The sequence below is a fragment of the Methylobacterium sp. 001424705 genome, assembly GCF_059816145.1.
Genome location: NZ_JCBANU010000015.1, coordinates 34,172 through 46,736, shown reverse-complemented (window position 1 = coordinate 46,736; position 12,565 = coordinate 34,172). Strand labels below are relative to the sequence as shown.

Below are 12,565 nucleotides of genomic sequence, written 5' to 3'. Positions count from 1 at the left end.
CCCGGTTCCCCGGCGTCAGGGACACGCCGCCGCGCCGGCGACGCGCCGGCCGCGCCGCAGAACGAGGAGGAAAGCGAGGCCGACCGCCGCCATTGCTGACCCCGCCACCGAGACCGCCGGATAGCCTCCGCCGAGGTCGATCACGAGGCCGCCTAGGGCCGCACCGATGGCGTTGCCGAGGTTGAACGCACCGATGTTCAGGGCCGAGGCGAGGTTGGGCGCCTCGCCGGCCTCCGCCATCACCCGCATCTGTAGGGGCGGCACCAGGGCGAAGCTCGCGACGCCCCAGAGCAGGATGAGCGGGGCGGCGACCCAGCGCGAGTCCATCCCGACGGCGAACACCCCGAGCAGCAGGACCAGGGCCACCAGGGAGGCGATGATGGTTCCGTCCACCGTGCGGTCGGCCAGGCGTCCGCCGGCCCAGTTCCCGAGGGTCAGGCCGACGCCGTAGACCACCAGCATGGCCGTGACGAAGGAGGCGTCCGCCCCCGTCTCGATGCGCAGGATCGGGACGATGTAGGTGAAGACCGTGAACATGGCGCTCGACCCGAGGACCGTGAGCGCGAGGGCGCCGAGGACGGCCGGCCGCGCCACGACGCGCAGCTCCGCGCGGATGTCGGGGGCGCCGTCCACGGGCAGGGGCGGCAAGGCCAGCCGCAGCGACAGCATCGCGACGGCGCCGATGCCGGCGATGCCCCAGAAGGCCGCGCGCCAGCCCAGCGCCTCCCCCACCCAGGCGGCGAGGGGCACGCCGCCGATCGTCGCGATGGTCAGGCCGGAGAACATCGCGGCCACGGCGGCCGCACGCCGCTCGGGCCGTACGAGGCTGGCGGCCACCACCGATCCGATCCCGAAGAAGGCGCCGTGGTTGAAGGCCGTGACGATCCGTGCCGCGAGCAGCATCGCGTAACCGTCGGCGAGGGCCGAAATCACGCTGCCCACTGTGAAGATGCCCATCAGGCCCACGAGAAGCGCCCGGCGCGGCACCCGCGCGAAGGCGAGGGTCATCAGCGGGGCGCCGATCAGGACGCCGAGCGCATAGGCGCTGACCAGCAGGCCGGCGGCCGGGATCGAGACGCCGAGATCGTTCGCGATCAGCGGCAGCATGCCCATCGGCGAGAATTCGGTGACGCCGATCCCGAAGGCGCCGATGCTCAGCGCCAGCAGGGCAGGATAGATTGTCATGGGGGTTGCCTCTCGGTCATTGTTCCCGACAGGCACATGATGCAGCGCGACACCGGGCGGTAGCCCGATCTCCGGACCGACATCTGTGCCTCAGGAGCACGAATGCCGCGAGACCGAATCGACCGGACGGGGGAGATGGCGGCCTTCCTCGCCATTGCGCGAGACGGCAGCCTGTCCGCGGCGGCCCGCGGGCTGGGGCTGACCGCCTCCGCCGTCAGCCGCATCGTCGCCCGCCTGGAAGCACGCCTCGGCGTGCAGCTGATCGTGCGGACCACCCGGACGCTGCGCCTTACCGCCGAAGGCGAGAGCTATGCCCGTGCCGCGCGCCGCATCCTCGCCGATATCGCCGAGAGCGAGAGCGCGGTCGCCGATCAGGCCTCCCCCCGCGGTCGGGTCCGGATCAGCACCGCCTCCGCCCATGGGCGTCTGGTGATCGTGCCGTTGCTGGCGGAATTCGTGACGCGCCATCCCGGCATCAGCGTCGACATCGACCTCAGCGACCAGGTCGCCGACATCCTCGGCGGACGGGCCGATGTGGCGATCCGCTTCGGGACTTTACCGGACAGCCCGCTCACCGCGCGCCGCCTCGGCGACACGGGCCGGACGGTCGTGGCCTCGCCCGCCTATCTGGCGCGGGTCGGAACGCCGGAGATCCCCGCGGATCTCGCCCGACACAACTGCCTCGACTTCAACTTCCGCCGCGCCGAGCCCGGGTGGCCGTTCCGGGAGGAGGGACGCGATTACCTCCTGGCGGTCTCCGGCTCCATGTCCGCCAACAACGGCGAGACGCTGGTCCAACTCGCCCTCGGCGGCATGGGCATCACCCGTGTCGGGCGCTTCCACATCGCCGACGAACTGGCGAGCGGGCGCCTCGTGCCGCTGCTGGAGCGCTACAATCCGCAGGACCGCGAGGCCATCCATGCGGTCTTCGTCGGCGGCCCGTCGATGCCGGCGCGCGTCCGGGTGCTGATCGACTTCCTGGCGGAGGCGCTGCGCTCGCCGAGGGGATCACCGCCGCCCGACACTCTCAGCCCAAACGAAAGGGGCGCCACCCTTTCGGACAGCGCCCCCTCGGATCAGCCGGTCCCGCGAGCGGGACCCGCGATCGCCCTTAGTTGAAGGGATCGATCTCGGCGGACTCGTAGCTCGTCACTTCCATGCCGACGCAGACTTCCTGGACGATGGGGGCAGACCACTTCATGACATCTCTCCTGGTTGGTTTGGGGGTATGAAAGCCGAACCCGGATGGGTTCGATCCACTCTTCGACGAGAAACGGCCTCGAAAGGCCGCGCCTTAGTTGAAGGGATCGATCTCGGCGGACTCGTAGCTGGTGACTTCCATGCCGACGCAGACTTCCTGGACGACGGGGGCGGACCACTTCATGGGAAACTCCTTCGTGTTCGACGTCCCTGATATGCCGTTGTGTTGGGCACAATACAAGTGGACGCTACACTTATATTTCTCATAGGATCGCGGGAAAGTTCCCATCCTGTGCCCGGGCGTTGCCGCGCTTTCGGCCCGGCACTCCGGACACCGGAGATATGATGCCGACACCTCGCCCGTGCGAGGGGGTCTGCGATGGGTCGGCCCCGGACCGGACGGCAGGGGCGCCACGGGTGCGGAGGAAAGATCCGGCCGAGGCCGGTTTCGGCTTGACGCCCCGGGGAGGGGAGGCGCACTGACGCGCCGCCGAACGGGCCTGCGCGGGGGTCACGACTCACCGCGCGGCGCGCGCTTCGGCTCCCTCTCGACGATTCCGATGCCCAGCGACAATCCAGACCGATCGCCCGCGCCGTGCGCGGCCGCCTCCGCTTCCTTCGCCTGACGCCCCGCTGACCGGGCCCGGGCGGCCCGGCGCGGGACGGCCCCTCACGGCCGGATCGCGCGCCCTGCGAGGTGAGCCCATGAACGAGATCGCTTCCTTCCCGACCGGCATCGATCCGGCCGTGCTCGCCGCCCGCCTGTCGGACGAGCGCGCGCCCGACATCGTCGAGGCGCTCAACGACGAGGCGCCCGAGGTCGCCGCCGCCATCCTACTGGGCCTGCCCGTGGAGCGGGCGATCGAGGTGCTCGATCAGCCCGAGCTCGACTGCGCCGCCGACATCATCGAGATGCTGCCGCGCGACCGGGTCGCCTCCTACCTGTCGGGCATGTCGGCCGACCGCATCACCGACCTCTTCCGCGAAATCGAGGAGCCCGGCCGCTCGGACCTGCGCGCCCGTCTCGACGCCGAGACCCGCGGGGCCGTCGACCGGCTGAGCACCTACGGCGAGGAGACCGTCGGCTCGCTGATGACGACGGAATTCGTCGCCGTGCCGGGCAACTGGACGGTGCAGCAGACCCTCGACCACGTCCGCCAGGTCGAGAAGACCCGCGAGACCATCTACGCGATCTTCGTCCTCGACCCGCGCACCCGGGCCCTGACCAAGGCGGTGCCCCTGCGTCGGCTGATCTCGGGCAATCCGGGCGACAACGTGCTCTCGGTGGCCCCGAACCGACGTCCGCTGGCGGTCTCGCCCACGGCCAGCCGCGAGGAGGCCGCCCGTCTGATCTCGCGCTACGACCTCCTGGCGCTCCCCGTCATCGACGCGGTCGGGCACGTCATCGGCATCGTCACGGTGGACGACATGATCGACGCGATGGTCGAGAAGCAGACCCAGGACGTGCAGCGCTTCGGCGGCATGGAAGCCCTGCCCGAGCCCTACATGGACATCGGCTTCGGCACGATGATCCGGAAGCGGGCGGGCTGGCTCTGCGCGCTCTTCCTCGGCGAGATGATGACGGCCACCGCCATGCAGGGCTTCGAGGGCGAGCTCGAAAAGGCCATCGTGCTGACCCTGTTCATCCCGCTGATCATGAGCTCGGGCGGCAATTCCGGCAGCCAGGCCACCTCGCTGCTCATCCGCGCCCTGGCCCTGCACGAGGTGCGCCTGCGCGACTGGTGGCGGGTGGCCCTGCGCGAGGTGCCCACCGGCCTCGTGCTCGGCACGATCCTCGGCGCGATCGGCATCGTCCGCATCGTGGTCTGGCAGAAGACCGGCCTCTACGACTACGGCGAGCACTGGATGCTGGTGGCAGCGACCGTGGGGGCGGCCCTTATCGGCATCGTCACCTTCGGCTCGCTCACCGGCTCGATGCTGCCGTTCCTGCTGCAGCGCCTCGGCTTCGATCCCGCCACCGCCTCGGCACCCTTCGTCGCCACCCTCGTCGACGTCACGGGCCTCGTCATCTACTTCTCGGTGGCGATGCTGATCCTGCGCGGAACGCTGCTGTAGAGTTTGTCAGGGATACGTGGAAACCGGTTGTACCGGAAAGACAAACGGACATGAAAAGGATCCTGAGCCTGTCTGGTTCCGGATGAACCTGACAGACTCGAAGGCCGCTTCAGGCCCGGGGCCGGAGGCTCAGGTCGCTGAGCACGGAGGTGGCGAGGCGGTCCGGCCCGATCTCGTGGGCGGAGTAGCCGACGAGGGCGGCGAGACTCTCGCGGGCCCGCCAGACGCGGCTCTTCACCGTGCCGATCTTGCAGCCCATCACCCTGGCGGCCTCGTCGTAGGTCATGTTGTCGATGGCCACCAGCGTCAGGGCCTGGCGCAGGGTCGTGGAGAGCCGCCCGATGGCAGCGTTGACGTCCTCCAGGTCGAGGACGGCGCCCTGCGCCGGCAGGGTCACCAGCTGCGCGGCGTAGCTGCCGTCGCTGTCCTCGACCTCGTGCACCCGCTTGCGCTGGCCGGAATAGAACGTGTTGCGCATGATGATGGTCAGCCAGCCGCACACGTTGGTGCCCGGCGTGAAGCTCTCGCGGTACATCCAGGCCCGCAGCATCGTGTCCTGGACCAGATCGTCGGCGCGCGCGGCGTCGCGGGTCAACGAGAGGGCGTATTTGCGCAGCCCCGGCGCATGGTCCCGGAGCCCCTGGCGGACCTCGGCCGTGAGAGTCTCGCCGCGGGCGGCGAGCACCGCCTCGAGACGGGCGAGCAACGCGGCGAACCGGTCGGGCGGGTCGTCATCGAGGGAGGCATAGGCATCGCGCAGGTGCTGCCCGAGGGTTCGTCGGATCGACGGCGCCAGCGGGGGAGCGTTCTCGGGACGGAGGCGGGTCGACGCAGCGGATCCAGATTGCGATGTCATCCAGTCACTTCTCATTCGGCCGGGAAGGGCATGAGCCCGATCCCCCTCAGTCCGCCCGAGTGTGCAAAACGAGAGATTTATCCGCATCAACACAGGTTAATGGGAAGACCTTCAAAGATTTATGCGCGAAATCGTACGTTTACGTCTGGATCGAAAGACAACCCGGCAAAAGTCTTCTCGAGAAAATACATGATAGCAAGACGCAAAGAACCCGCCACGGCCATTGCCGGGCGGGCCGAGTCCTGGGAGGCGTGTCCTGGGAGGCGAGTCCCGGGAGGAACGCGTGATGCGTCGTTCTTCAACCCTGCAGGAAAGCAAGTGTTCACTGCCTCGCGTCCGCGACAGGGCGATGTCACGCGCCCATCGGCCGAAGCCGGACCTGGCCTGGTCGACGGTGCAGGCGCCCCGGTGCGTCGCGGCATTCGACAGGGACCACCCCTCCGGGTCAGGCGCCCTCGATCAGGCGGAGATATTCGGCTTCGGGTACGCCGTAACTGCCCCCCGCCACGGCCAGCAGGCCGGTCCGGTCGAGAACCCCGATCCGCCCGCGACGTGCCTTGATCAGGCGGTTGCCCTCCAGGAGCTGCAGGGCGAGGGTCACCGTCGTGCGCTGGACGCCGAGCATGAAGGACAGGAAGTCATGGGTCACGGTGAGTTCGTCGCCGATGACCCGGTCGTGGCACATGAGCAGCCAGCGGGCGAGCCGGACCTCGATGTTGTAGCTCGCGTTGGCGAACGCGGTCTGCGCCGTTTGGACCAGGAGGGTCTGGACGAACCGCAGCAGCAGGTTGCGCAGCGTGAGGCTCTCCTCGGTGGCGGCCATCAGCACGGCGGCGTCGATGGCCAGCATCTCACCCGCGTTCTGGACGAAGTGGTCGTAGGGCGTGCGGTCACTCCCCAGCAGCACCGGTGCGGCACCGACCACGCCCTCGGGCCCGATGATGCCCACCTCGACCCTGCTCGTCCCGGAGGTCGTGATCGACGCGTAGCCGGCCTCCGGGAAGTAGAGGTCCTGAATCGGTCGATCCGGATAAATCAGACCTTGGCGCAGCTCCGTCGTCATCGCGCGCAGGTGCGGCTGAAGCAACCGATAATCACCTGGCGAGAGACGTTTGAGCAAGCGGTTACGGACGGCAGATTGCTCTAGCAGCGACACGGGCCTGTCCCTTGGGGCAAGAGCACAAATAGTCTCTCACGGACCCATATTCAGGAATATATACAAGCGATTTTGCGACTATCTGTACGATGTGAGACAAAGGCAAGCCCGCCAGGAGATCTGTCGGGTAGACGACATTCCTCCAATGTCGGGCACAACACCAAAGGCGTCGTGCCCTGTCCGACATGCTTCTTTGGGATTTATGAACGCTGCGGTTCGGGGAATATCGCAACAAACCGAGGGTCCTGGCCGTAGTGACGCAAGGGTTCGGCCGTTCTCGGCCGATGATCCTGCGAGCACGGCTCGGTTGGTCCACGCGCAGGCGGAGCAGCCCGGAATCGGTCGGGGGAGGGGTTCGACACCGTGACGGGTTGGGTGAACGCGAGAGGGTGCGATCGCGCGTGGCGACAGGCACCGGAGCGGTGTCGATGACGGCGTCGGACTCCGATCCGGATTTGCCGCATCGCCTAACCCTGCACGATGACGACGATGTGATGATTCCGCTGATCCGGAAGCTGGAGCGGTTCGGGCCGGTATCGACCGAAGATCGCGCGATCCTGACGCGGCTCTGTGGAGCCATCACGCTCGTCGGACCGCGCATGGAGATCGTGCGGGAGGGTGAGCGTCCCGACGGCGTCCATGTGCTCCTCGAAGGCATGGCCTGCCGGTGCAAGCTGCGGGCCAACGGAACCCGGCAGATCCTCGCCTATCTGGTCCCGGGTGATTTCTGCGACCTCGATACCGGCCTGCTCGACCGCCGGGACCACGCGATCACGAGCCTTTCGGCCTGCCGCTTCACGCGCATGGATTTCGTGCCCCTCGGGAACCTCGTCCGGGAGCAGGCCCCGCTGGTCATGACCCTGCGTCGGGCGAACCTTGTGGACGACGCGATCCTGCGCGAGTGGATCGTGAATCTCGGCTCCCGCTCGGCCATCGAGCGGATCGCACATCTGTTTCTCGAATTGCTGATGCGCCTGCGGGCCGTCGGACTGGTGCGGGGCGACGGCTACGATCTTCCGGTGTCCCAGCTCGATCTGGCGGATGCGACCGGCCTCGCGAGCGTGCACGTCAATCGCACGCTCCAGGATCTGAAGCGCCAGGGGTTGATCGAGCTGCGCTCGCGCATCCTGACGATCCGGAACGTCCAGCGGCTGACGAGCCTGGCCGGCTTCGATCCCCGTTACCTGTCGCTGGATCCCATGGCGTCCCGCTAGGGCGCATCCCGGTCGGCGACCCGAGTCAAGGATCTCTCGCCAAACGGGCCCCGAAACGCCTTACGCGATCGGACGGGCGACCGGGTGAGCCGCGCGGATCTCCTCGGGAAGCGCCTGAAAGTCGATGTAACCGGCTTCGCGCGCCATCGCATCGAGAGCGGACACTTCGTCGAGCGCGCTGCCGGTCCAGAGAACGGCGCCATTCGACTGCTGACGGACCTCGAAGATGCTCATGGTTCGTTAACCCTCGACCGGAAAAGGTCTATGATTGTCCTAACGTGACGGCTGGCAAAATGTTGCCGATCCTCGCACCGAGCGAGGTCGATGTCCCGGCGACCCGGACATCGCCCGAGAGGTGTGCCATGAATTTGCCGGTCTCGCCCCGCAAGCCCGTACTTCCCACCCGCGTCGAGTGCCCTGCCATGCGCCCCCCTCGGCCCGTGCCGTTCGGACACCGGTTTCGTTTCGCCCTCGCGGTGCTGGCCGGCGCCGCGTCGCTCGCCCCCGTCGCCCGCGCCGCGGAGCCGGCGGCGGTTCCCGATCCGGCCGCCGTCGCACCCGCCGTGACGGTGGCATCGGCCGTCGCCCGCGAGATCGTGGAGTTCGCTGTCGTGACCGGCACGCTGGTGCCCCGCGACGAGATCCTGGTGGCGCCCGAGATCGAGGGCCTTCGCATCACCGACCTGCTGGTGGAGGAGGGCGCCGGAGTCGCCCGGGGCCAGCCCCTGGCGCGGCTCTCCCTCGAGATGATCGTGACCCAGGAGGCGGCCAACGCCGCCGGCATCGCCAAGGCTCAGGCCGCGATCATCCAGGCCCGGAGCCAGATCGTGCAGGCCGAGGCGGCCCAGGTCGAGGCGAACCTTGCCCTCGAGCGCACGCGCAGCCTGATCCGCACCGGCAATGCCACGGCCGTGACCCTGGAGCAGCGCGTCTCCGCCGCCCAGGGCAACGAGGGCCGGCTCGCGGCCGCCCGGGGCGGACTTCAGCTGGCCGAGGCCGATCTGGCCACCGCGCGGGCCCAGGGCGCCGAGATCGCGTTGCGGCGTGCCCGAACCGAGATCCGCGCCCCCGAGGCCGGGATCGTCAGCCGACGCACCGCCCGGGTGGGGGCCACCGCGACCGCCGCCGGGGAGCCGATGTTCCGCCTGATCGCCCGGGGCGAGATCGAACTCGAAGGCGAGGTGCCGGAGGTATGGATGCCGCGGCTCCACGTCGGTGATCCGGCCCGCCTGGACTGGGACGAGGGGCGGACCCTGAAGGGGCGGGTGCGGCGCATCGATCCGGAGATCGATCGTACGACGCGCCTCGGACGCATCCGCATCGGCCTCGATCCCGATGCGAGCCTGCGCATCGGCGCCTTCGCCCGCGGCAAGGTCGAGGTCGCACGCCGCACCGGCGTCGCGGTGCCGCTCTCGGCGGTGCTCTACGGCGCCGATGGCGGCGCGAGCGTCTTCATCGTCGCCGGCGACCGCGTCGAGGCCCGCCGGATCGTGCCCGGCCTCGCCGCCGACGGCGTTCTGGAGGTTCGCTCCGGCGTGAAGGCGGGCGAGGTGGTGGTGGCCCGTGCCAGCAGCTTCCTGCGCGACGGCGATCGCGTCCGGCCCGTGGTTCCACCCATCAAGGCGGCCGAGGCCGCGACGCCTCCGGCGGCCGATGCCGCCTCCCGCTGATCGGACGATCCCATGCGCCTGAACATCTCGGCCTGGGCGATCCGCAAGCCGATCCCCTCCCTCGTCCTCTTCCTGGTGCTGGTGGTCCTCGGACTGGTCAGCTTCCGCGCGCTGCCGATCACGCGCTTTCCGAACATCGACATCCCCATCGTCTCCGTCCAGGTGCTGCAATCCGGGGCCGCGCCCTCGGAGCTGCAGACCCAGGTGACCAAGGTCGTCGAGGATGCGGTGGCGGGGGTGAAGGGCGTCAAGCACGTCATCTCGACGATCTCCGAGGGCGTCTCCAGCACCACGATCGAATTTCGCCTGGAGGTGAACAGCGACCGGGCGGTCAACGACGTCAAGGATGCCATCTCGAAAGTGCGGGTGAACCTGCCCCGCACCATCGAGGAGCCGATCATCAACCGCGTCGAGATCGCGGGCCTGCCGATCATGATCTACGGCGCCTCGGCGCCCGCGATGACGCCGGAAGACCTGTCATGGCTCATCGACGACGTCATCGCCCGGCAGGTGCAGAGCGTGAAGGGCGTCGGGGGCGTCGAGCGCCTCGGCGGCGTCGCCCGCGAGGTCCGCGTGACCCTCAAGCCCGACCGCCTGCTGGCGCTGGGGATCACGGCCGCGGACGTGAACCGGCAGCTGCGCCTGACCGCCGCCGACATGGCGGGCGGTCGCGGCGAACTCGGCGGGCAGGAGCAGTCCATCCGGACCCTGGCCGGGGCGGCCAGCCTCGACACCCTGGCGGAAACCTCGATCGTCGTCCCCGGCGGGCGCAAGGTCCGCCTCGACGAACTCGCCACCCTGGTGGACGGCTCGGAGGAGCCGCGCACCTTCGCGCGCTTCAACGGCGAGCCCGTGGTGGCCTTCGCGATCTCGCGCTCCACCGGTGCCAGCGACGCGGAGGTCGCCGTCGGCGTCGCCAAGCGCATCGCCGAACTCGGCACCCGCCATCCCGGTGTGCGCTTCGACCTGATCGACACCTCGGTCACCAACACGGTGGGCAATTACCACTCGGCGATGCTGTCCCTCGTGGAGGGGGCCGCCCTGGCGGTCGTCGTGGTCTTCCTGTTCCTGCGGGACTGGCGTGCCACCCTGATCGCCTCGATCGCCCTGCCGCTCTCGGTGCTGCCGACCTTCTGGGTGATGAGCAGCCTCGGCTTCTCCCTGAACGCCGTCAGCCTGCTCGCCATCACGCTGGTCACCGGCATCCTCGTCGACGACGCCATCGTGGAGATCGAGAACATCGTTCGGCACATGCGCATGGGGAAATCCCCCTACCGCGCCGCCCTGGAGGCCGCCGACGAGATCGGCCTCGCCGTCATCGCCATCACGGCGACGATCATGGCGATCTTCGCCCCCGTCTCCTTCATGAGCGGCATCGCCGGGCAGTACTTCAAGCAGTTCGGGCTCACCATCGCGGCGGCGGTGTTCATGTCGCTCCTGGTGGCCCGCCTGATCACGCCCCTGCTCGCCGCCTATTTCCTGCGCGATCACGGCCCCGATCACACCCACGAGGGCCCGGTGATGCGGGGCTACACCCGCGTGGTCGCCTGGTCGGTGCGCCACAAATTCATCACCCTGGTGCTCGGGCTCGCCTGCTTCGCCGGGTCGATCCTGTCCACCGGGCTGCTGCCGGCGGGCTTTCTCCCCGCGGAGGACGCCGCCCGCACCATCTTCGTGGTGGAACTGCCGCCGGGGGCTCGCCTCGCCGACACCACGCAGGTGACGGACGCCCTCGTGGAGCGCATCCGCGCCCTGCCGGAGGTGCGCAGCGTCTTCGTCGACGGCGGCCGGCAGCTCCCCGGGAAGAAGGAAGTCCGGCTCGCGACCTTCACCATCAATCTCACGCCGAAGAACACCCGCCATCGCACCCAGAAGCAGGTGGACATCGCCATCCGGGCGATCCTGCACGACGTGCCCGACATCCGATTCTGGGCCCTGCGCGAGGGCGGCCAGCGCGACGTGACCCTGATCGTGTCCGGCCCCGACAAGGCGGTGGTGGCGGAGACGGCGGCCAAGCTCCAGCGCGAGGCCGCGGGCGTACCCCACCTGGTCAACGTGCTCTCGACGGCCCCCTTGGACCGCACCGAGATCCGCATCCGCCCGAAGGCCGGGGTCGCGGCCGATCTCGGCGTCACCACCGACCTCATCGCCGAGACCGTGCGGGTCGGCACGATCGGCGACATCGGCGCGAATCTGGCCAAGTTCAACACCATCGACCGCCAAGTGCCGATCCGGGTGCAGCTGCCGGAGCGCCTGCGCGGCGACCTCTCGCAGCTCGAAACCCTGAAGGTCCCGGTCAAGGGCGGCGCGGCCGTGCCGCTCTCCACCGTGGCCGATCTCAGCCTCGGGCGCGGCCCCACAGCCATCGACCGCTACGACCGGGCCATCCGGGTCGCCCTGGAGGCCGACATGGAGGGCTCGGACGCCCTCGGCGCCCTGATCGGCGCCGTCCTCGCCCTGCCCACCGCCAAGGACCTCCCGCCCGGCGTCACCATTCGCCAGACGGGCGACGCCGAGGTGATGGGCGAGGTCTTCGAGGGCTTCGCCCTCGCCATGGGCGCCGGCCTGATGATGGTGTTCGGCGTGCTGGTGCTGCTGTTCGGGAACTTTCTGCAGCCGCTGACCATCCTGTTCTCGCTGCCGCTCTCCATCGGCGGCGCGATCCTCGGCCTCCTGATCTTCAACAAGCCGATCTCGATGCCGGTGGTGATCGGCATCCTCATGCTGATGGGCGTCGTGACCAAGAACGCCATCATGCTGGTGGATTTCGCCGTCGAGGAGATGGCCCGCGGCGTCGACCGTGCCACCGCGATCATCGATGCCGGCCGCAAGCGCGCCCGGCCGATCGTGATGACCACCATCGCCATGGCGGCCGGCATGGTGCCCTCCGCCATGGCGCTCGGCATCGGCGGCGAGTTCCGCGCGCCCATGGCGATCGCGGTCATCGGCGGCCTGATCGTCTCCACGGGCCTGTCGCTGGTCTTCGTGCCGGCGATCTTCGTCCTGGTGGACGACCTGTCGCGCCTCTTCGTGCGGGTCTTCGGCCGCTTCGTCGGACGCGTGGACGAGCCGACGGAGGGCGCGTTCGCGCGGCCGCCGACCCATTCGGCCAACGACCCGAAGCCGATCCTGCCGCCGCGCATCGCGGCCGAATAGGCCGCCAGCAGGGGGGCGAAACGAAAAGGCCCGGACCTTTCGGTCCGGGCCT

The 12,565-nt window shown here is 69.2% G+C and carries 11 protein-coding genes; 5 read left to right on the top strand and 6 right to left on the bottom strand.

Features of this window, described 5'->3' with window-relative positions:
- Positions 1 to 15 precede the first annotated feature (15 nt).
- Positions 16 to 1,185, bottom strand: a complete 1,170-nt coding sequence (locus AC6EUL_RS12840; protein WP_499870466.1) for an MFS transporter — start codon at positions 1,183 to 1,185, stop codon at positions 16 to 18.
- Positions 1,186 to 1,287: 102 nt separating this feature from the next.
- On the opposite strand from AC6EUL_RS12840, the gene AC6EUL_RS12835 reads away from it, so the two are divergent.
- Positions 1,288 to 2,304 carry a LysR family transcriptional regulator gene (locus tag AC6EUL_RS12835; RefSeq protein ID WP_082513950.1) on the top strand — a complete coding sequence of 339 codons (1,017 nt, stop codon included), beginning with the start codon at positions 1,288 to 1,290 and terminating at the stop codon, positions 2,302 to 2,304.
- Here the strand turns inward: AC6EUL_RS12835 and pqqA (AC6EUL_RS12830) are convergent.
- Both pqqA (AC6EUL_RS12830) and pqqA (AC6EUL_RS12825) read right to left on the bottom strand, forming a co-directional pair.
- Positions 2,297 to 2,386, bottom strand: a complete 90-nt coding sequence (pqqA, locus tag AC6EUL_RS12830; RefSeq protein ID WP_056213663.1) for a pyrroloquinoline quinone precursor peptide PqqA — start codon at positions 2,384 to 2,386, stop codon at positions 2,297 to 2,299. The two genes, AC6EUL_RS12835 and pqqA (AC6EUL_RS12830), sit on opposite strands and share 8 nt — an antisense overlap.
- 93 nt (positions 2,387 to 2,479) lie before the next feature.
- Positions 2,480 to 2,569, bottom strand: a complete 90-nt coding sequence (pqqA, locus tag AC6EUL_RS12825) for a pyrroloquinoline quinone precursor peptide PqqA (protein WP_019902976.1) — start codon at positions 2,567 to 2,569, stop codon at positions 2,480 to 2,482.
- A 521-nt stretch (positions 2,570 to 3,090) separates the two neighbouring features.
- Between pqqA (AC6EUL_RS12825) and mgtE the strand changes: the two genes are divergently transcribed.
- Positions 3,091 to 4,461 (top strand): magnesium transporter, encoded by a 1,371-nt coding sequence (gene mgtE, locus AC6EUL_RS12820; protein ID WP_056274654.1) that lies wholly within the window; start codon positions 3,091 to 3,093, stop codon positions 4,459 to 4,461.
- 109 nt (positions 4,462 to 4,570) lie between these two features.
- Here mgtE and AC6EUL_RS12815 read toward each other — a convergent pair whose 3' ends face one another.
- Complete coding sequence (locus AC6EUL_RS12815) at positions 4,571 to 5,317, bottom strand: sigma-70 family RNA polymerase sigma factor (RefSeq protein WP_499870462.1); 747 nt, start codon at positions 5,315 to 5,317, stop codon at positions 4,571 to 4,573.
- Positions 5,318 to 5,762: 445 nt separating this feature from the next.
- Positions 5,763 to 6,473, bottom strand: a complete 711-nt coding sequence (locus AC6EUL_RS12810; RefSeq protein WP_499870460.1) for a Crp/Fnr family transcriptional regulator — start codon at positions 6,471 to 6,473, stop codon at positions 5,763 to 5,765.
- 284 nt (positions 6,474 to 6,757) lie between these two features.
- Between AC6EUL_RS12810 and AC6EUL_RS12805 the strand changes: the two genes are divergently transcribed.
- On the top strand, positions 6,758 to 7,687 hold the full coding sequence (locus tag AC6EUL_RS12805) for a Crp/Fnr family transcriptional regulator (RefSeq protein WP_499870458.1): 930 nt from the start codon (positions 6,758 to 6,760) through the stop codon (positions 7,685 to 7,687).
- Positions 7,688 to 7,747: 60 nt separating this feature from the next.
- On the opposite strand, the gene AC6EUL_RS12800 is transcribed toward AC6EUL_RS12805, so the two are convergent.
- Positions 7,748 to 7,921: a hypothetical protein gene (locus AC6EUL_RS12800; protein WP_181259671.1), complete on the bottom strand. Its 174-nt coding sequence runs from the start codon at positions 7,919 to 7,921 to the stop codon at positions 7,748 to 7,750.
- Between the two features lie 188 nt (positions 7,922 to 8,109).
- On the opposite strand from AC6EUL_RS12800, the gene AC6EUL_RS12795 reads away from it, so the two are divergent.
- Both AC6EUL_RS12795 and AC6EUL_RS12790 read left to right on the top strand, forming a co-directional pair.
- Positions 8,110 to 9,357 carry an efflux RND transporter periplasmic adaptor subunit gene (locus AC6EUL_RS12795; protein ID WP_056274660.1) on the top strand — a complete coding sequence of 416 codons (1,248 nt, stop codon included), beginning with the start codon at positions 8,110 to 8,112 and terminating at the stop codon, positions 9,355 to 9,357.
- A gap of 12 nt (positions 9,358 to 9,369) precedes the next feature.
- Positions 9,370 to 12,513, top strand: a complete 3,144-nt coding sequence (locus AC6EUL_RS12790; protein WP_499870456.1) for an efflux RND transporter permease subunit — start codon at positions 9,370 to 9,372, stop codon at positions 12,511 to 12,513.
- The last annotated feature ends 52 nt before the right edge of the window (positions 12,514 to 12,565 follow it).